The sequence below is a fragment of the Streptomyces sp. NPDC046915 genome (assembly GCF_040644935.1).
In the GTDB taxonomy this organism is placed as follows: domain Bacteria; phylum Actinomycetota; class Actinomycetes; order Streptomycetales; family Streptomycetaceae; genus Streptomyces.
Genome location: NZ_JBEYXB010000010.1, coordinates 59,610 through 77,130, shown reverse-complemented (window position 1 = coordinate 77,130; position 17,521 = coordinate 59,610). Strand labels below are relative to the sequence as shown.

Here is a 17,521-nt window from a genome sequence, read left to right as displayed (position 1 = left end):
GGGATCCGATGCAGCTGCTGCAGCTGAGGCTGCCCGACTACCGCGGCCTGCGGGACTTTACCCTCGACCTGGAGAGCGCCGTCGACAAGGGACAGGCCATTGCCGTACTGATCGGTCCCAACGGAGGTGGGAAGTCCCGGATCCTGCATGCGCTCGCGGAGCTCTTCGGGGCTCTCTACCGCTGCGCCCTCGACCATTCGGGCCGTACGGACTTCGGATACGAGGTGCGCTACCGGCTCCGCGACACGACCGTCGAGATCGTGCAGCCGTCCGCCGAGGCAGATCCGGTCATGTGGGTTACGGACGCCGCCGGGTCGCGCGACGAGACACCGCGTCACGACTGGCTCCGCCACCTTCCCGACCACGTCTTCGGGTATCAGGTGCACGACCAAGTCCCACGGGGCTCCGAGTTCGAGCGCCACGTGCACTTCGCCGAGGCGGAGCTGGCGACGTGGCGCAAGCAGTGGACCGAGTCCTGGTTCGCCTGGCAGGACCGGCCGGAGAATGAGGAGGGGATGTGGTCGGAGCAGCTGGAGCTGCCGATCACGTGCCCGCTCTACGCCCCGGGATTCCTGTGCACGCCCGACTGGCTCCCCTTGGTACTGCTCTCCCTGGCCGCCCAGTGGGCGGACGTTTTCGGCGACTACCTCAGAGAACAGGCCAGGATGGACGGGGTGGTGTCCGCCACGCTGCACCTGCGCGCCCCCGCGTCGGTAGAGGGGGACTTGTGGGCCCTACCGTACTGGGGGCTTGGCGGGCCGCCGCGCGCTCTGTTTACCGAGGCAGCGGCATCCGGCCGCTTCGGACCGGTGCCGGAATCAGACCCCTTGTACAGCGCGGGCACTCCCGATGATGGGTTCGCCCTCACCATGAGCAGCCCCGAGGACGTGCTCGCCTTCCGTAACCTCTTCGACAGCGACCTATCGATGTTCGGTCTCCTATCCACCCTCCAGATGGCCGGCTACCTGACCGTCGATGTGAGCGTCCGCAAGGTGGATGGCGCCGTCGTCCGGGCGGACCAACTGAGTTCCGGCGAACAGCAGATACTCACCGTCCTCGGTCTGCTGCGGCTACAGCGAGGCCAGGAGTCACTTTTCCTGCTCGACGAACCCAACGCGCACTTCCACCCGGAGTGGAGTCGACGCTGGTATTCGTCCGTGCAGAGCATGCTCGGCGATGGACAGCGCTCGCAGTTCATCGCTGCCACCCACGAGCCCCTCCTCGTCTCGAACATGCTGCGGCAGCAGATCCGGGTGCTCGAGACCGACGCCCACGGGCGGACCACTGCGCTCGTCCCAGGCACTGACCCACGAGGCCAAGGAGCCGGCGGGCTGCTCACCTCGGATTTATTCCGCCTCCGGAGCCAGCTCGACGAATACACCCAGGACCTAATCGACACCCAGTACCGCCTCATACCGATGGCGGAGGACGACCCTGAGGCCCGCCGGGAACTGCAGGAGGTAACCGATCGGCTCGACGGTCTGGGCTTCGCCACAGTGCGCCGAGATAGGGTTCTCTCTTCCTTCCTGGCGGAACTACACCGGCGGCGCACGGAACTCATCGAACGGGCTCGAAACGGGACTGTGTCAGGCGAGGAACTTAAAGCGACCGCACGGATACTTTTCGACGAGCACTTCTCCCGGGGGGTTTGATCCCGGTGCGCCATGTGGATATCACCGGACTCACCGCTCCGCAGAGGTGGGCAGACCGAGCCGCCAAGGAACTTGAGAAGCTCCAAGAAGATGCGGAGGACGCGGACAAGGAACTTTCCTTCCGTGAGATGTGGCGGGAGGACGCGATCCGCGATCAACTGATCGCCCTTATGGATAAATGCTGGTACTGCGAGACATTGTTTGATCGCTCGCCTTACATCGTCGACCATTACCGGCCGAAGTCCGCCATCGTCGGCGAGGCCAAGCATCGAGGGTACTGGTGGCTCGCCTATGACCCCACCAACTACCGCCTCACCTGCCATTACTGCAACAGTGGCGGTGCCCGCTACGGCAATAGAAGCGCCGGACCGGGCAAGGGAGCCCGCTTCCCTCTGCTCGGACAGCGCGCGTCAGCGGGCGAAAGCTTGGAGCGCGAACTGCCGGTGCTCCTTGATCCCGTGGTGGCCGAGGACGTCGATCTCGTTGGATTCGACGGGCAGGGCTACGTCCGGCGGAGGCCCGAACGGCTCCACTCCGACGAGGAGGTGGCTCACGATCTCTGCCGGGTGGACGAGACCATACGCATACTAGCGCTCAACGCCGACCGGCTCACTGAGAGAAGGTCCGCCTTGATCGATAAGGTAAAGGGCCTCGTCGAGCTATACCTCATCCGCAGAGACGACGTCGTTGTGGCACCGTACGCCCGCAAGGAGATTGATGACCTGACACGGACGACCGCCGAATGGAGTGCAGCGGCAGCGGCAGCCGAACGCTTGGCGCTCCTCGCATACGGCCGCTCGGGAGACGAGGTGCCCCCTCATGGAGAGGCAATGCATGATGTTACCGAACGCGTGAGTGGCGAAACCGAGCCCCCGGCGGCCACGACAGCGGCCCATCGTGTCAACCTGCGAACCCTGGTGGCTGCCTTGCCCTCCGAGGCGTTCTCCGCAGGCGGCATCGAGCTGACAGGCCGAGGGAAGCGGGGCCCGGTCAAGGCAACGCTGCGGGCGGACGGCATCATCATGTGTTTCCAGCAGCCCTTGGCCACACCCACATCCGCAGCGCGGATGGCGACCGGAGACGACCAGGTCGATGGGTGGACCTTCTGGTCATTAACGATGAACGGCACGACACGGACGCTTTCCGACCTGCGCGACTTCCTGATCGCCCAGGACGGCTGACAGGCACCGCCCCACCACGCTCCTCCACACGGCTTGTCCAGCCCGCCACCGTCGGAACGTCACTCAACGAAAACAGATCGGTTCATCGACCACCATGGCGTCCCCCTTCCCTCAAACCTTCCCTCAAACTGACTCAACGGCCCCAAGCCGTTGTCTGGCAGCGTCCGCGTCGATCGCACCGCCTCGCCCCTCGGCCGTTGTCAGAGGTACGGGCCAGGATCAGCTCATTAGCCTCGTCTTCATCGCCGTATCGGCAATTCTGACAACCCCTACGCGCACATGTCCTCTTATCGTTCCGGTTACTGCTCTGTGGCTCATCGCCGTAACTATCCACTTCATCAGTGACCAGCCGAAAACAGATAGTGGCCTCCCGATTGTGGCCATCGGTGTCACTGCTGGCACCATACGTGATGGCAAAAAGCTGATTGTGCAGATCAAGGGTTAGCCTCTGGATGTTAGCGCCCCATGGAATCACTGGAAAAGTTGTTGCTGACATGGGGAATTTACCTTACAATGCCGAAATGGACTTGAAGCAAGAGGATGTCATGCGGCGCTTCACTTCGCTTGAACGTGGCGCGTGGACGGTCGTTTGCGACAGTTGGCACGATGACGACGCCAACGGTGGTATCTATTGTGCCTTTGCGCTACCCTCGAAGCGAGAGCGCATCTTGAGTGATCCTGGATGGGACATCTCGAAAGGTGACTTCGGCCCCGGTTTCTCACAGCACTATGAGAACGGTAATCCGGTAGCAACCTATTTTCAAGACGGGACCCCTGACGGCATCGAGCCGTTGGTTCTTCTCCGCGAATATCACGGGGTAGTGCCATCGACGCTTGAGCTGACCCAGCATTTTCGGCTGTACCACAACCTCTACTGGGACGATTTGACGTCTCAGTTCATACAGCCGCATGACGACGGTACCTCGTCGATTGCCGTCAAAATCACTGGCAACAAGGTTGAGGTACGCACAAAACTTCTGCGGCAGTTCCAGGCTGCACGGCAACTCGACCTCATTCTCTATATCGACTCAGTTAGATACGGGGCAGGGCAGGGCGTTGCTGTGCCCGATGACGTTGAGTGGACAACTGATGACCTGCGTGCCGGCCTGTATTCAAGTGACGGCATCATGGGGCGTGACTTCACTCGCTACCTAGGCACTCGAGTAGTGTCGCCACCGCCTGTCGAGAAAAGTGGCGTCTGGCCATACGAGGAAGAGGACACCTACTTTCCCGAGTTCATCATCGGGACCGATGATGATGGTTACGAGGTCCGCTATACATGCAACCCGGAAGCCCTGGCGAACTACTTCGGGGCTAACGCAGACGCGCCTCACTACCTGACGCCGGTCTTCTTCCGTCGAGAAGTCTTGCAGAAGTACTACGACAAGCCCGAGCTCTACGAAGTTTCTGATGGTCGTCTTTGTTGTGCTTCCCTTTGGGGCATCCAGATCGACAACAGCGCCAAAGACCATGTTGTTGTTTTCCTTGGTGACCTCGGTCGTGACCTGCCTCGCCAGGAGCGTGACTATTGGAGGAGCTTCAACGTTCCGGCAGATGGTCGCCCCAGTGAAACGCTTATCCGTCGAGCCTTCTTCGCTCAGTTTACTGAGCCAACGGCAGAAGACCTGCTCGTGAGATCTAACTACGTGACGTTTGGGCGTGCATGGAACGAGCGTTACGGGTGGGATTTCTTCCGCAAGCCCGAGGAGGCGGACGCTGGACTTCTGCAGCGTCTTCGTCTTCCCCTGAACGACTCTCAAGCCGAGTTCGAGTCAAGCATTCGCATCATGACCCAGCTCTTTGTTGACGCGATCAATGAAAAGCAAGTACAGGCGCAGCTGCCGGACAAGATCGAGAACGAGAAGGGAATCTCAAAGCTCGAACGTTGGCTGAAGCTGGCCGGGTACCCGCACGCTGAGCGAGACATCCAGTTTCTCCGTAACCTGCAAGAGGTTAGGTCCAAGGCGACGGCACACCGAAAGAGTAGGGAATATGAAAAGATGCTCACGAAGGTGTTCGGCGATCTCCGAGGACCAGCAGCCGTTGAGACGCTCTTCGTGTCCGCACTGGCAATGCTGACTGGTCTTAATGAGTGGCTTGCTGCGGAGGAAGCAGAGCAGACGGAATAACCGACGCAGGGCCTCACGCCAAAGAAGAGCCTGGCCACCACGAAGGCGACCAGGCTCCAGCAGAATGATGCCCTCGGCCATGACTCGGGCCGAGGCTTCCCACATCTGCTGCTCTTGGAGGTTCGCTCACCGGCCGCAGTCACGAGTGGCTGTGATCAGCACCTTCACACGTCATCGGAGATCACCCAGCCTTGAGGAGCCGGTCGAGTCGGTGTTGCGAATCTTCGCAAATCTGGGATCAAGCCGCCTCCCAAAGGCCGGCATCCAAAATGCGAGCCGCCTTCGCAATGCTCCCAGGCATCAGGTGCCGGTAGGTCCGATACGTCTCCTCGATGGACTTGTGCCCCATCCATTCGGCCACGTCGGTGATCGGTATCCCGTTCCCGAGCGCGTTCGAGGCGAAATAGTGCCGGAAGCTGTACATGCCCGCACCGTCCTGCGCAGGGAGTGCCTTGAAGAGCTTCTGCACACGTCGGCGTTCCATCGGCTCGGTGTAGTAGCCGCTGGGACCGCGCAGGAGGTAGCCGTCCTTCGTGGTGCCGTGCTTCTCCTCGTAGCGCTCCATCGCTTCTCGCACCGAGCGCGGCAGAGGAACCTCTCGGAACTCCCCCGCCTTGCGGTGCTTCAGCTTCGCCGGCTTGTGCGTGTTCGAGTGGATCTGCTCGTGAACCCGGTAGACGTCGTCCGCCACGACATTGTTGATGTTCACCGCGCGGGCTTCCCCGTTTCGCAGGCCGCAACCCACCATCATCACGATCTCAAGCGCGAGGATGTGATCCGCGACAGTCAGCGCTCTCTTCACATAGTCGAGGGAGGGAATGACCACCTTCTCCCGAACGTACTCCGGCTCCTGGACCCCCTTCAGAGGGTTGTCCGCCATGGCACCCTTGCCATAGGCATCCCGCAGGATGGCCTTGAGGACACGGAATATGTTCACCTGGTTTCCGCGCCCGACCCTGTCGGTCTCCAACTCATCCAGGAAACGCTCGACCACGATCGGCGTGACCGAGTTCAGCTTCCTTGATCCGAGACGGGGGATGATGTGCACGTTGATGGAGCTGTCGACGTGCCAGCCCGTGGAGTACTCGGTCATCCTCCGCTGCCGGGGCCGCCACTGCTTCGCGTATTCCGCGACCGTCTGCTGACCGAGTTCCCGGCGGGCCTCAGCAACGGATGGCGCTGTCTTCTTCTTCTCCGCGTAGATCTGCGTCAGGCGCTCGATCGCGTCGTCCTGCGTGCCGAAACCAGCCTCTTCACGCTGTTTACCGAGAGCGTCCCTGAACCGAATCGTGTACGGGTGCGGGCAACGAGTCGGCCTGGAACAACCGCACTCCTTGAAGAAGGACCCCATCCCACGAGCAAGCTGTCGAGCCACGCATCAAGCCTTCCGAGCAGGGCGATGGGCGGCGCAGAAGGCCCCTGCCGTAGACGCAGGTCAGCAAGCCGGACACCGTCCGGCTTGCTGCTGACCTTTTGCTGACCTGGAGGCCGCGATCAGGGCTCTGACCTGCGGAAACACCCAAACGCTAGATCTTGGACTTGAACAGAGTACGCAGCACTTTGGACTCCTGTTTGACGGCTCCCTGCCTGCTTTGTGCAGGTCAAGGGCGGTGTCGACTGTACACCGGGACACGCCGGTCGAGAATTGTGAGGAACATCGCTCCGCTCGGGCGAGACGGCTTCACGCCTGGGCTTTCGCGCCGCACCGGCGCCTGTTCAGGCAATCCTCCGGGAAAGCCCGGCGACTCATGCTGACCGGATGCTGACTTACCTGATGAGCCATCAAGGATGCGGGAGACCCTGCCCACGGACGACGTGCCTCCACGCACCGACCTGTCGGGCACCGACATCGCTCTGGTTCGTGGAACACGGTCCCTTTGGCCGTCGGCCGGTCGGCGCTCGACCGTCCCGGAAGCCGGCTCGCTGCCTGCCGCCCGCCCGAGGCCCCTCGGCAGCGTGGAACTCGCGGGCGAGGCGCGTCCAAGGCGCCGACACCCGCCCGCCCGGGCCAAAGTCCAAGTCACGCGTCCCTGCGCACTTGCGTGCGCCGCTCCGCCCTTCCGTACGGTCCAGCCGATGGCGAACCGCGCTCGCACACCGTGAAGGAGAGCTGTTGAAGCCGACCGAGGAAGTGCTCCAGGATCTGACCCAGCCCTCGAACGTCTCCGTCCACTCCGACGACGCGCTCGTAGGGAAGGTGGAGGTCGCCATCGCGGCGGACGACGAGAAGCGCAAGGAGAACGAGGACGAGCCGCTCCGCCGGAAGCCCGCCCTCGTCCCGATCCTGCCGACGGAGCTGCCCCGGCACTTCGAAGTGACCCTCTGGGACGTGCTCCACACCCTCGCCCGGGCCACTGCCCTGTCGTGGCGTGGTGCGGGCCGGGGGCTGGCGGAACACTGGGGCGCACCCAAGTACACCGACGGACGGCGGCACGATGACCGTCCACGCCCTCCAGGCACCGGGCAGTGGTGGTCGGCTGTCCCCGGCAGAGGGTCGGGAAGCGAACCGGAACGCCCCGCCGTTCCAGGCGAACGTGATGCCGGACATCCACCCGTCGGCCGAGGGCCTGGTGGCACCGGAGCCCGTACGGGGCTGCCACGTGCAGCCGAAGGACTACGCCTGGTTCCAGGAGTCCCTGGCCCACACCACCGCGGCGGGCCTCATGGCCTTCACCGGCTCCGGCCATACCACCGCCCGCCACCTGACCGACCGGCAGGGCCGCAAACGCTTCACCGGCCTCGAACACGCGGCCAGCATGAGCATCCAGGACGCCGCCCACACCCTCTTCGGTAACGAGTACGTCGGCACCGACCACGTCTTCCGCCTCAACGGCCCCCGCGTCGAGGCGTTCTCCGGCGTGGACAAGGAAGTCTTCCGACTTCTCGCCAGAGGCGACGTCGAGGAGTACCGCGCCCTCGTCCACGCGAGCCGCGGCGTCCGCCCCCGCCTCACCTTCGACAAGAACTGGGGTGGCCCCGTCTCCGTCCACGCCGACGGCTCCGTCTTCGCCCTGCGACTGCTGCCGGGGCAGAACGAGGAACCCTGCGCGTGCTCGTCTCGCTGACGCGCCTCTGAGACGACAGGTCCGTCCGGACGGCCTCTGGGCGGACGACCAAGCCACCTGACGGCCAGGAGTTTCGCCGTGAGTCCACTGCTGGGTATCACTCGGCTGCCCTGCACATCCGCCGTGCAGGGCAGCCACCCACCGTGGACGGCTCCGGGGTGGAATCTGGTTGCTACACCGCATCCTCTCGTTGCAACGGCGGTAGCGGGGATGGACACGATGACCGCCTCTCAGGCGTTCTCGTCAAGGATCCGCGCCCCCAGATCCTCCGCCCACTCCAACGCCCACGCCTTGAGTTCTTCGATCTGCCGGGAGGTGAGCCCATACGCGGTGTAGTCCTCATCCTCGTACCAGTCCGCGCCGATGAGCCGGTCCCGGAGGTCTTCGAGGCTGAACTCGTCGTGGGCGCGACGGCGGCCCAAGGATTCGAGGTCGGACGTCGATGAGGGCGCGGACGGTGCCGCGGTCGGCGAGGGCACGGACCTTGGTGCCGATCACGCATCGAGGGAAAGAACGGGGCCGTAGGGGGCCTGAGCGGGAGGGGCCCAGAACGCCTCCTTGAGGACGTCGACCTCGCACTCCTCGCCGGTGTCCGGATCGGTGACGAGGAAACGGCCGCTGAGCAGATCAGTCTGGACGTGCGTGGTCCGCCATCCGCGCGCGCTGAGACCTGCTGTGAGCGAGGCAACGATCTCCTGCATCGGAGCGGGGTTCTCGGTGGCGGCGTCGAGGTCGCGGCTGAAGCGTTCGACCAGGCGGTGGGCCTGCATATCCGCCGCCCATGACACCGGCACGGTGGACGAGAAGGGCACCCGGCGGGCGAGGTCGAACGCAGCCCACTGGAACTGTCAGACGATCATCACGCTCAGCAACCACCGCGCCTCACGGGCTCAGTCCGCGAGGTCGGCCTTGCCGAACAGGACCGCGTAACTGGAGGGGAGCTGGCTGATGATCTGATTCAGCTCTCCGCCGGTGACAGCGTCGGCGACGGTGGTCAGGACCGCGCTGGCGTCCCACTGCGCCGTACGAGGTCGGGCATGGGTGCGCTCGGCGACCCGGCGGTAGAACTCTTCGATCCCGAAGCTTCGCGCCTGCTGCGGCGTGGCATGGTCCAGGACTTGTCCCAGCGGGCCGGGCATCTGGGATGCGAGGTCCTTGACCTCTCCCGGGCTGATCCGTTGGGCCAGCACTTCCAGCACGGCGTTGGTGACGTCCGCGGCTTCGTCCTGGTCGTTGTATTCGCCTCGCTCGCGCACACGGGCGAGGAATCCGTCGTATTTCATCGCTGACTTCCTTCTGCCTTGGTCACCGCTGGTCAAGGGGGTCGCTCGGTGCGCCGTCGAGCCGGCCGGGTCCGTCCGGCGGCGCGTAGCTGCCGTTCGCAAGGCCCTTGGCCCGAGACCCACGCGGGGCACGGCGCAGGCGCCCGGAGCCCCAGGAACCGCCGCCACCGCCTGTTCGAGTCGGTCGCGGCTCGTCGGGCCGGCTACTTGGAGCGGGGGAATCTGTTCGATCTCGTCGTCGAGGCGTTGTCCGGCCGTGGCGGATGTACGACTTGCCGTGCCCGCGGTACAGGCCATCCTCGGCGAGTACAGGGTGCTGCCGGGTCCGGTGCCCGGGCGGTAACGGCGGGCTCCTGCTCCCGGCGGCGGGCGGTGCGGTCGGCGACATTCAGGACCTCGCTCACCGTCAGATAGGACCTCGCTCACCGTCAGACAGACCAAGTGCTCCCGCGTACGCCACGAAGAACGTCAGCGAGATCGGCAGGAAGAACCGCCAACGGTGGGGAGACGCGTAGCGCGTCTCAGCCGCCGTAAGGGGTGTCGAGTCTCGCCGGCCCGGCCGCGGCCGGATAGGTGCCCGAACCGCGGCGCTCGCGTCTCAGCCGCTGCTCTCGGCGCTTCCACTCGTCTCGCTGATCTCGACGTGTCGCGGCTTTGCGACGTCGGCCTTGGGGACGGTGATGCTGAGCACTCCGTCCTGCATCTCAGCCTTGATCTTGTGGGTGTCCAGTTCTCCGGGCAGCCGCAAACGGTACTCGAAGACTCCGACGCGGCGGGTGCTGCGGCGCAGGACACCCTTGCGCTCCCGCTCCTTGATCTCCCCGGTGACCACGAGTTCGGGACCGTTGGCCTCTACGTCAATATCCTTGCTCTTCACACCGGGGAGTTCGATCTCTACGTGGAACGCGTCCTCGGACTCCGACACGTCCGCGAGAGGCGTCCACGCGACTGCGGGTGCCGCACCTACCGTCGACTCCAGCAGCCCGCTCATCTGGTTGAGCAGTTCGTCGAACTCGACCAGGGGGTTGAGAGGGGTCGGTGCCCAGACGGGCCTTTCCTGCAGACCGCCACCGCGGTGGCGCCGGACGGGCATGGCCATCGCCATCGCCTCCTTCTTCCTTCTCGTGATCTCATCGCCCGCCATGTGTCATGCGAGCCATGCGGACTCCTTGTGACGTATGCGTGGGGAGACGTCCGAGTGGCCCGCGACAGCTGACGTGCCCGTGGTGCCGGGTGCGGCCGAGTGCCCCAGGTGCCGGTGCACGAAGTGGATGGCCATCGCGCCCTCACCGGCCGCGGAGGCCACCCGCTTCACCGAGCCGCTACGGACGTCCCCTACCGCGAAGACCCCGGGCAGGCTGGCCTCCAGGGTCATGCACGAGCGCCCACGGCCGTGCCACACCTCGGGGGAGGCGCAGGCTTCCTGGGCCTCCGGCCCGGTGAGGACGAAGCCGCGGGAGTCGAGGGCGATGGTGCCGGCGAGCCACTCGGTGTGAGGTTCGGCGCCGGTGAAGACGAACAGGCTCCGTACCGCGAGCCGACGGTGCCCGCCCGTGCGGTTGTCGACCACGTCGAGCTCCTCCAGCACCTCCTGGCCGATGACCTCGGTGACCTCGGTGTGCAGCATGACCCCCACCCGCGGATGGCGCTCGACCTGGTCGACCAGGTAGCGGGACATGTTGGCCTCGAGGCTGGCTCCTCGGACCAGCAGTTGCACCTTCGGCGCGTACCCGGCGAGGAACAGCACTGCCTGCCCGGCCGAATTGCCTCCGCCGACGACGGCCACGGGGTCGGTGTGGCACTGCTGGGCCTCGTAGACGGTCGCCGAGTAGTGCACGCTCGTGCCCTCCAGGCGTTCGATGCCGGGCACCTGGAGCCTGCGGTAGCGGGCACCCATGGCCAGGACGACGGCGCGGGCGGCGATCTCGCTGCCGTCGGCGAACGCCACCACGTAGTGGTCCTCGTCCTTGGCATGAAGGCCGGTCGCCTCCAGCGGAAGGCTGATCCTGGCGCCGAACTTGTCGGCCTGGAACACGGCGCGTTCGGTGAGTTCGGCGCCGGAGATGCCGGATGGGAAGCCGAGCAGATTCTCGATGCGGGACGACGTGCCGGCCTGGCCGCCGGTGGCCATCGCCTCCACCACCGTGGTGCTCAGGCCCTCGGAGGCGGCGTACACCGCGGCAGCGAGGCCGGCGGGTCCGGAGCCCACGATGAGGACGTCGCCGTGACGGTTTCCGGCGGGCAGTGACGGCAGGCCGATGAGCCGGGCCAGTTCCGCGTTGCTGGGGTTGCGCAAAAGGGTGGTGTCCCGCCAGATGACAAGTGGTGTATCCGCCGGGCCGACGCCGAAGCGGCGCAGCAACTCCTCGGCCTCCTCGTCGGTCTCCAGGTCGATCCACCGGTGCGGCAGCCGGTTGCGGACGGCGAACTCGCGCAGCCGTCTGGTGTCGGGCGAGTAGCGCGAGCCGACGATGCGGAAGCCGGCGCCCTGTCCGACGAGCAGCGCGCGACGGCCCAGACAGGCGCGCAGCACGACGTCCCCGATGGTGGAGTCCTGGGACACCAGGTGGCGCAACTGGTCCAAGGAGACGACGAGGACCTCGCCCGGCTCCCTGGCGACAGCGCTGTAGAAGGCCAACTGTCCGTACAGCAGGCCGAGTTCGCCGATGAACCGACCGGGGCCGTGCACGCGCAGCACGTGCTCCTCGGGAGTGCCGTAGTCCTCGACGACGGCGACGGAACCGCTGAGGACGACGAAGAACGTCTCGCAGCGCTCCCCCTCCCGGATCAGCACGTCGTCCGGAGCCATGCTCCGGCGTTGCCCGTACTCCGCCAGACGTGCTGTCTGGTCCTCCGTAAGGCGCGGGTACGCGCCGTAGATGTCCGGGGTCTCCCAGAAGGCGGCCTCGCCCGCTTTCTCCGGCACCGGTTCTTCGCCCGGCAGCGACTGGTCGCCGGACATCAGACGAACGCCTCGTGAACGTAGCACCAGCGCCAGTCCTCGCCGGGCTGGAACGACTGCACGATCGGATGGGCGACGGCGGCTGCGTGCCTGCGCGCGTGCTTGTTCGGCGAGGAGTCGCAGCAGCCGACGTGCCCGCAGGTCAGGCAGAGCCTCAGGTGGACCCACGGGGAGCCGAGCATCAGACACTCCTGACACCCTTCTGGGGTCAGCGGCTGGACCGGCCGGACAAGCGCGAGGTGGGGGTCTGCGTGCAGGGTCATCCGGATCACCCTTTCCGGGCGGTGATCGACTGTTCCACCCACTGGCGCAGAGCGGGGGCGGGCGCCGCTCCCGCCTGCCGGGCGACCGTCTCGCCCCGGTCGAGGATCAGCAGTGTCGGTACGGCCTGAACCTCGAAACGCCGCGACAGTCGCGGGTTCTTGTCGATGTCGACCTTGACGAGTTTGATTCGGCCGGCGAGATCGGTGGCGACCTTCTCCAGTGCGGGGCTGACCATGCGGCAGGGGCCGCACCAGGTGGCCCACAGGTCGACCACGACGGGGACGTCGGCCCGCTCGGCGACCTCGGTGAAGTCGTCGTCGCCCGCGTCCACCATCCACGGCAGGGGCTGCTTGCAGTGGCCGCACTTGGGGCGGCCCTCCGCGGCCACGGGCACCCGGTTGGTGCGCCCGCAGTGGGGACATCTGACGGTCGTCGCCTGCATCGTGCTCATGCCGCCCGCGCTCCCTTCACGTCCTCGGGCTGGTCGTAGGTGACCACCAGCTCTCCATGGTCGGCGTCGACGCGGACCGTCGCGCCGTCCTGGACGTCACCGCGCAGCAGGGCGCGCCCGACCATCGTCTCTACCTCGTGGGAGATGTAGCGGCGCAGCGGCCGGGCACCGTACACCGGGTCGTAGCCCTGGTGGGCGATCAACTCCCGGGCAGCTTCGGTGAGTTCGACGGTGATACGGCGTTCGGCGAGGCGGCGGCGCAGTTCGTCGAACTGCAGCTCCACGATCCGCTCGATCTGCCGCTCACCGAGCGGCTTGAACAGCACGATGTCGTCGACGCGGTTGAGGAACTCCGGGCGGAAGTGCCCGCGCAGCTCGCCCATCACCAGGGCGCGGGCGTCCGGCTTGATCTCGCCCTCGGCGGTGGCGCCGTCGAGGAGGTGCTCGGAGCCGATGTTGGACGTCATGATGATCACGGTGTTGCGGAAGTCGACGGTGCGGCCCTGGGAGTCGGTGATGCGGCCGTCGTCGAGGACCTGCAGCAGGGTGTTGAAGACATCGGTGTGCGCCTTCTCGATCTCGTCGAACAGCACGACCGAGTAGGGCTTGCGGCGTACGGCCTCGGTGAGCTGGCCGCCTTCCTCGTAGCCGACGTATCCGGGTGGTGCGCCCATGAGCCGGCTGACGGTGTGCCGCTCCTGGTACTCACTCATGTCGAGGCGGACCATGTTCTCCTCGGAGTCGAACAGGGCCGCCGCGAGGGTCTTGGCCAGCTCGGTCTTTCCGACGCCGGTGGGGCCGAGGAAGATGAACGAGCCGATGGGGCGGCGCGGGTCGCGGATGCCGGAGCGGGCACGGATGATGGCGTCGGCGACGAGTTTGACGGCCTCGTCCTGGCCGATGACGCGCTCGCGCAGGATCTCGTCCAGGCGCAGCAGCTTCTCGCGTTCGCCCTCCTGGAGACGGGCGACGGGGATGCCGGTCCAGGCGGCGACGATCTCGGCGATCTCCTCCTCGGTGACGACCTCGCGCAGCAACCGGTTCTGCCCTTGTTTGGCGGCAAGTTGCTCCTCCTCTGCCTTCAGCCGGCGCTCCAGGTCCTGGAGGCGGCCGTAGCGGAGTTCGGCGGCGCGGTTGAGGTCGTAGGCGCGTTCGGCCTCCTCCGCCTCGTGGCGGACCTGCTCCAGTTCCTGGCGCAGCTCCTGCACGCGGCGGATGGCCTGCCGTTCGGCCTCCCACTGGGCGTGTTTGGCGTCGGCCTCGCCGCGCAGGTCGGCCAGTTCCTTGCGCAGTTCCCCCAAGCGAGTTTTGCTGGCGGCGTCGGTCTCCTTGGACAGGGCCGCCTCCTCGATCTCCAGACGGGTGACGCGGCGGGTGATCTCGTCCAGTTCGGCGGGCATCGAGTCGATCTCGGTGCGCAGCCGGGCGCACGCCTCGTCGACGAGGTCGATGGCCTTGTCGGGCAGGAACCGGTCGGTGATGTAGCGGTGGCTGAGGGTGGCCGCGGAGACCAGTGCGGTGTCCTGGATCTTCACGCCGTGGAAGACCTCGAGGCGTTCGCGCAGTCCGCGCAGGATGGAGATGGTGTCCTCCACGCTCGGCTCGTCGACCAGGACCTGCTGGAAGCGGCGTTCGAGGGCGGCGTCCTTCTCGATGTGCTTGCGGTACTCGTCGAGGGTGGTGGCGCCGATCATGTGGAGTTCACCGCGGGCGAGCATCGGCTTGAGCATGTTGCCCGCGTCCATGGCCCCTTCGGCGGCGCCCGCGCCGACGACGGTGTGGAGTTCGTCGACGAAGAGCAGGATGCGCCCCTGGGCGGCCTTCACCTCGGACAGCACGGCCTTGAGTCGTTCCTCGAACTCGCCGCGGTACTTGGCGCCGGCGACCAGGGAGCCCATGTCGAGAGCGAACACCGTCTTGTCGCGCAGGCCCTCGGGGACGTCGCCGCGAACGATGCGCTGGGCCAGGCCCTCGACGATGGCGGTCTTGCCGACGCCGGGATCGCCGATGAGGACGGGGTTGTTCTTGGTCTTGCGGCTGAGGATCTGGGTGACGCGGCGGATCTCCGCGTCACGGCCGATGACCGGGTCCAGCCGCCCGGACCGAGCCTCGAGGACGAGGTCGCGGCCGTACTTCTCCAGAGCCTCATAGGCCACTTCAGGGTTGGCGGAGGTGACGCGCTGGTTGCCGCGGACCTGGGTGAGCGCGCTCAGGAACGAATCCCGGGTCACGCCGTGCTCCTTGAGCAGGCGTCCGGCGGCGGTCGCCGAGCCCTCCTCGGCCACGGCGAGCAGGAGGTGCTCCACGGACACGTATTCGTCCTTGAGGCGTTTGGCCTCCCGCTCGGCGGCGTCGAGCAGGCGGGACAGGCGCTGGGTGACGAAGACCTGGCCGGGTGCCGCGCCGGGACCGGTGACCTTCGGGCGGCGGGAGAGTTCCTCGCGCACGGCCGCGCGCAGCTCCTTCGGCTCGGTGCCGGCCTGTTGCAGCAACCGTGGGATCAGACCGTCCTCCTGATCGAGAAGCGCGAGCAGCAGGTGTTCCCCGTCGACCTCGGTGTGCCCCATGCCGACGGCCGCGCTCTGGGCCTCCTGGAGGGCTTCCTGGGACTTCTGGGTAAGACGGTTCATGTCCATGGGGGTGTGTCACTCCTCGTGCCGCGGCCGCGCAGGGCGGCTTCGAGCAGGCTGATGCGGTCGAGCAGGTCGAGCACCAGACCGATGGATGCGTAGTTGAGGCAGAGTCCGGTGCGCAGCCGCTGGACGCGGGCGAGGGTGGCCGGTGCCGTGGGTTCGAACACCAGCCCTCCGGAGGCGTCGCGCTCGGCCTCGACCAGGCCCAGAGCGACGAACCGGCGGACGAGGTCGGGATGGACGCCGGAGCGGCGGGCCACGGTCTGCAGAGAGAGCCTGGGCACCGGCACGATCGCGTACCGGACGTGTGCCGGCGCGGGAGCTGTCAGCCGAGACGTCTGGCGCGCCCCGGCGCGTGGGTCACTCATCGTGTACTCCTGGGGTCGAACGAGGAGACGGCGGCGAGCTCCTCGAAGAGTGCGCGCTCCCGGTCGCTGAGCGTGGACGGCACCATGATCCGGAGCTCGGCGTAGAGGTCGCCGTTCGTGCCGCGCGGGTTCGGCATGCCCTCACCGCGCAGCCGCAGCCGCCGGCCGCTGGACGAGCCCGCGGGCACGCTCACCTTCGCCGCAGCCCCGCTCGGCGTGGGCACCGCAACCGTCGCACCGAGCGCGGCCTCCCAGGGTGTGACCGGAAGCTGCACATACACGTCCCGGCCGTCGAGGCGGAACCGGGGGTGCGGCTGGATCCGCACCCGCAGGTACAGGTCCCCCGCGGGGGCGTCACCGTTGCCCCGGCCGCCCTCGCCCGCCAGCCGGATACGCTGCCCGTCGGTGACACCCGGTGGCACGTCGACCTCGTACCGCCGCGGCTGCCCCGTGGGACCGGCGAGCGTGACGGTGCGACGGCCTCCCCGGTAGGCCTCCTCGACGGTGAGCGGCAGTTCGGCCTCCTGGTCGGCTCCGGGGACACGCACCCGTCCGGCGCCCCCGAAGAACGAGCCGAACAGGTCCTCGACGTCGACGTCCTCCGCGCCGAAGCCGCTGGTGGCGTACCGGACCCGGGGGCCGCCCCCGGTGGACCAGCGGAAGCCGCCGCCGGGTCCCGCGCCGGCACCGACCCGCTCCTCCCAGTCCTCGGGAACCTTCCGGAAGTCCTCGCCGAAGCGGTCGTAACGGGCCCGCTGGTCGGGGTCGGACAGGACACTGAAGGCCTCGTTGATCTCCTTGAACCGCTCCTCCGCCTCGGGGTCCTTGTTGACGTCCGGGTGGTACCTGCGGGCCAGCTTGCGAAACGCCCGCTGGATCTCGTCCTTGTCGGCGTCTCGCGGGACCCCGAGAACCTCGTAGAAGTCGCGTGCCATGGCCGCTCACTCCCGCTTGGCGACGGTCACGGCGGCCGGCCTCAGCTGCCGCTCGGCCTCGCCGTAGCCGGGGCGCAGCACCTGCGCCACGGTGTTCGGTTCGGCGTCGGGGTCCTGGACCACGCCGACGACCTCGTGCCGGGAGGGGTCGAACGGGACGCCGGTCTCGGCGTGACGCTCGTAACCAAGGCGTTCAAGTATGGACACGGCCTGTTCGCGCACGGCGCGAACCCCCTCGACGATCGCACCGGGGTCGGAGCCCGCGTGGTTCAGGGCCAGTTCGAGGTTGTCGATGACGGGAAGGAAGGCCGCCGCCGTGCGGGCGCGTTCGACCGCGCGCTCCCGGTCCAGTTCCCTGGCGTGTCGCTTGCGCAGGTTGTCCAGATCGGCGAGAGCACGCCGCCAGCGGTCCTCGACCTCTTTCAGCGCGGCCGCGTACTCGTCCTCGACCCCGGCCGGACCGGTGGCCGCGTCGGGCCCCGGTCCGGCCTCCGTGGTCGGCGGCGCGGGCTCGGGCAGGTGGCCCTGCGGCGGTTGTGCGGCGCCTTCGGGCGGTAGGTCGGACGATCGGTCCTGGGGAGGGATCGGCATGGCGGGT

14 protein-coding genes and 1 pseudogene are annotated in these 17,521 nt (G+C 66.8%); 4 read left to right on the top strand and 11 right to left on the bottom strand.

Annotated elements, in window-relative coordinates:
- Positions 1-8: 8 nt before the first annotated feature.
- From ABZ915_RS25735 to ABZ915_RS25725, 3 genes are all read left to right on the top strand, one after another.
- The gene (locus ABZ915_RS25735) at positions 9-1,652 is read left to right on the top strand and encodes an AAA family ATPase (RefSeq protein ID WP_361807608.1); all 1,644 of its coding nucleotides are present in this window, start codon (positions 9-11) and stop codon (positions 1,650-1,652) included.
- A gap of 14 nt (positions 1,653-1,666) precedes the next feature.
- A complete protein-coding gene (locus tag ABZ915_RS25730) occupies positions 1,667-2,833 on the top strand; it encodes an HNH endonuclease (protein ID WP_361807606.1) in 1,167 nt (388 codons plus the stop codon).
- 521 nt (positions 2,834-3,354) lie between these two features.
- Entirely contained in the window at positions 3,355-4,962 is a 1,608-nt protein-coding gene (locus ABZ915_RS25725) for a hypothetical protein (protein WP_361807603.1), read from the top strand.
- Between the two features lie 238 nt (positions 4,963-5,200).
- Here the strand turns inward: ABZ915_RS25725 and ABZ915_RS25720 are convergent, their stop codons facing one another.
- Positions 5,201-6,313, bottom strand: a complete 1,113-nt coding sequence (locus ABZ915_RS25720) for a site-specific integrase (protein WP_361808305.1) — start codon at positions 6,311-6,313, stop codon at positions 5,201-5,203.
- Between the two features lie 1,084 nt (positions 6,314-7,397).
- On the opposite strand from ABZ915_RS25720, the gene ABZ915_RS25715 reads away from it, so the two are divergent.
- Positions 7,398-8,027 (top strand): hypothetical protein, encoded by a 630-nt coding sequence (locus tag ABZ915_RS25715; RefSeq protein WP_361807600.1) that lies wholly within the window; start codon positions 7,398-7,400, stop codon positions 8,025-8,027.
- A 230-nt stretch (positions 8,028-8,257) separates the two neighbouring features.
- On the opposite strand, the pseudogene ABZ915_RS25710 reads toward ABZ915_RS25715, so the two are convergent.
- The 10 genes and pseudogenes from ABZ915_RS25710 to ABZ915_RS25665 form a co-directional block, all read right to left on the bottom strand.
- Positions 8,258-8,809, bottom strand: a pseudogene (locus ABZ915_RS25710) (nucleotidyl transferase AbiEii/AbiGii toxin family protein); the annotation flags it as partial.
- Between the two features lie 108 nt (positions 8,810-8,917).
- Entirely contained in the window at positions 8,918-9,310 is a 393-nt protein-coding gene (locus ABZ915_RS25705; RefSeq protein WP_361807598.1) for a DUF2267 domain-containing protein, read from the bottom strand.
- A 598-nt stretch (positions 9,311-9,908) separates the two neighbouring features.
- Positions 9,909-10,409, bottom strand: coding sequence for an Hsp20/alpha crystallin family protein (locus tag ABZ915_RS25700; RefSeq protein WP_361808302.1), 501 nt, complete (start codon positions 10,407-10,409; stop codon positions 9,909-9,911).
- 48 nt (positions 10,410-10,457) lie between these two features.
- On the bottom strand, positions 10,458-12,272 hold the full coding sequence (locus tag ABZ915_RS25695; RefSeq protein ID WP_361807595.1) for an FAD-dependent oxidoreductase: 1,815 nt from the start codon (positions 12,270-12,272) through the stop codon (positions 10,458-10,460).
- A complete protein-coding gene (locus tag ABZ915_RS25690) occupies positions 12,272-12,535 on the bottom strand; it encodes a UBP-type zinc finger domain-containing protein (RefSeq protein ID WP_361807592.1) in 264 nt (87 codons plus the stop codon). Before ABZ915_RS25690 ends, ABZ915_RS25695 begins: the two co-directional genes overlap by 1 nt.
- Positions 12,536-12,540: 5 nt before the next feature.
- Positions 12,541-12,987, bottom strand: coding sequence for a thioredoxin (gene trxA, locus ABZ915_RS25685; RefSeq protein WP_361807589.1), 447 nt, complete (start codon positions 12,985-12,987; stop codon positions 12,541-12,543).
- Positions 12,984-15,623: an ATP-dependent chaperone ClpB gene (gene clpB / locus ABZ915_RS25680; RefSeq protein WP_361807586.1), complete on the bottom strand. Its 2,640-nt coding sequence runs from the start codon at positions 15,621-15,623 to the stop codon at positions 12,984-12,986. Before clpB ends, trxA begins: the two co-directional genes overlap by 4 nt.
- Positions 15,614-15,988 (bottom strand): chaperone modulator CbpM, encoded by a 375-nt coding sequence (locus ABZ915_RS25675; protein WP_361807584.1) that lies wholly within the window; start codon positions 15,986-15,988, stop codon positions 15,614-15,616. Before ABZ915_RS25675 ends, clpB begins: the two co-directional genes overlap by 10 nt.
- Positions 15,985-16,923, bottom strand: coding sequence for a J domain-containing protein (locus ABZ915_RS25670; RefSeq protein WP_361807581.1), 939 nt, complete (start codon positions 16,921-16,923; stop codon positions 15,985-15,987). The genes ABZ915_RS25675 and ABZ915_RS25670 overlap by 4 nt, the downstream gene beginning before the upstream one ends.
- A gap of 6 nt (positions 16,924-16,929) precedes the next feature.
- Positions 16,930-17,514 (bottom strand): nucleotide exchange factor GrpE, encoded by a 585-nt coding sequence (locus tag ABZ915_RS25665; RefSeq protein ID WP_361807578.1) that lies wholly within the window; start codon positions 17,512-17,514, stop codon positions 16,930-16,932.
- Positions 17,515-17,521 lie beyond the last annotated feature (7 nt).

Excerpts from the sequence above, each read along its gene's own strand:
- ABZ915_RS25735 (WP_361807608.1), top strand. The coding sequence starts at position 9 with ATGCAGCTGCTGCAGCTGAGGCTGCCCGACTACCGCGGCCTGCGGGAC.
- ABZ915_RS25725 (WP_361807603.1), top strand. The coding sequence starts at position 3,355 with ATGGACTTGAAGCAAGAGGATGTCATGCGGCGCTTCACTTCGCTTGAA.
- ABZ915_RS25720 (WP_361808305.1), bottom strand. The coding sequence starts at position 6,313 with ATGGGGTCCTTCTTCAAGGAGTGCGGTTGTTCCAGGCCGACTCGTTGC.
- ABZ915_RS25715 (WP_361807600.1), top strand. The coding sequence starts at position 7,398 with ATGACCGTCCACGCCCTCCAGGCACCGGGCAGTGGTGGTCGGCTGTCC.
- ABZ915_RS25705 (WP_361807598.1), bottom strand. The coding sequence starts at position 9,310 with ATGAAATACGACGGATTCCTCGCCCGTGTGCGCGAGCGAGGCGAATAC.
- ABZ915_RS25700 (WP_361808302.1), bottom strand. The coding sequence starts at position 10,409 with ATGGCCATGCCCGTCCGGCGCCACCGCGGTGGCGGTCTGCAGGAAAGG.
- ABZ915_RS25695 (WP_361807595.1), bottom strand. The coding sequence starts at position 12,272 with ATGTCCGGCGACCAGTCGCTGCCGGGCGAAGAACCGGTGCCGGAGAAA.
- ABZ915_RS25690 (WP_361807592.1), bottom strand. The coding sequence starts at position 12,535 with ATGACCCTGCACGCAGACCCCCACCTCGCGCTTGTCCGGCCGGTCCAG.
- trxA (WP_361807589.1), bottom strand. The coding sequence starts at position 12,987 with ATGAGCACGATGCAGGCGACGACCGTCAGATGTCCCCACTGCGGGCGC.
- clpB (WP_361807586.1), bottom strand. The coding sequence starts at position 15,623 with ATGGACATGAACCGTCTTACCCAGAAGTCCCAGGAAGCCCTCCAGGAG.
- ABZ915_RS25675 (WP_361807584.1), bottom strand. The coding sequence starts at position 15,988 with ATGAGTGACCCACGCGCCGGGGCGCGCCAGACGTCTCGGCTGACAGCT.
- ABZ915_RS25670 (WP_361807581.1), bottom strand. The coding sequence starts at position 16,923 with ATGGCACGCGACTTCTACGAGGTTCTCGGGGTCCCGCGAGACGCCGAC.
- ABZ915_RS25665 (WP_361807578.1), bottom strand. The coding sequence starts at position 17,514 with ATGCCGATCCCTCCCCAGGACCGATCGTCCGACCTACCGCCCGAAGGC.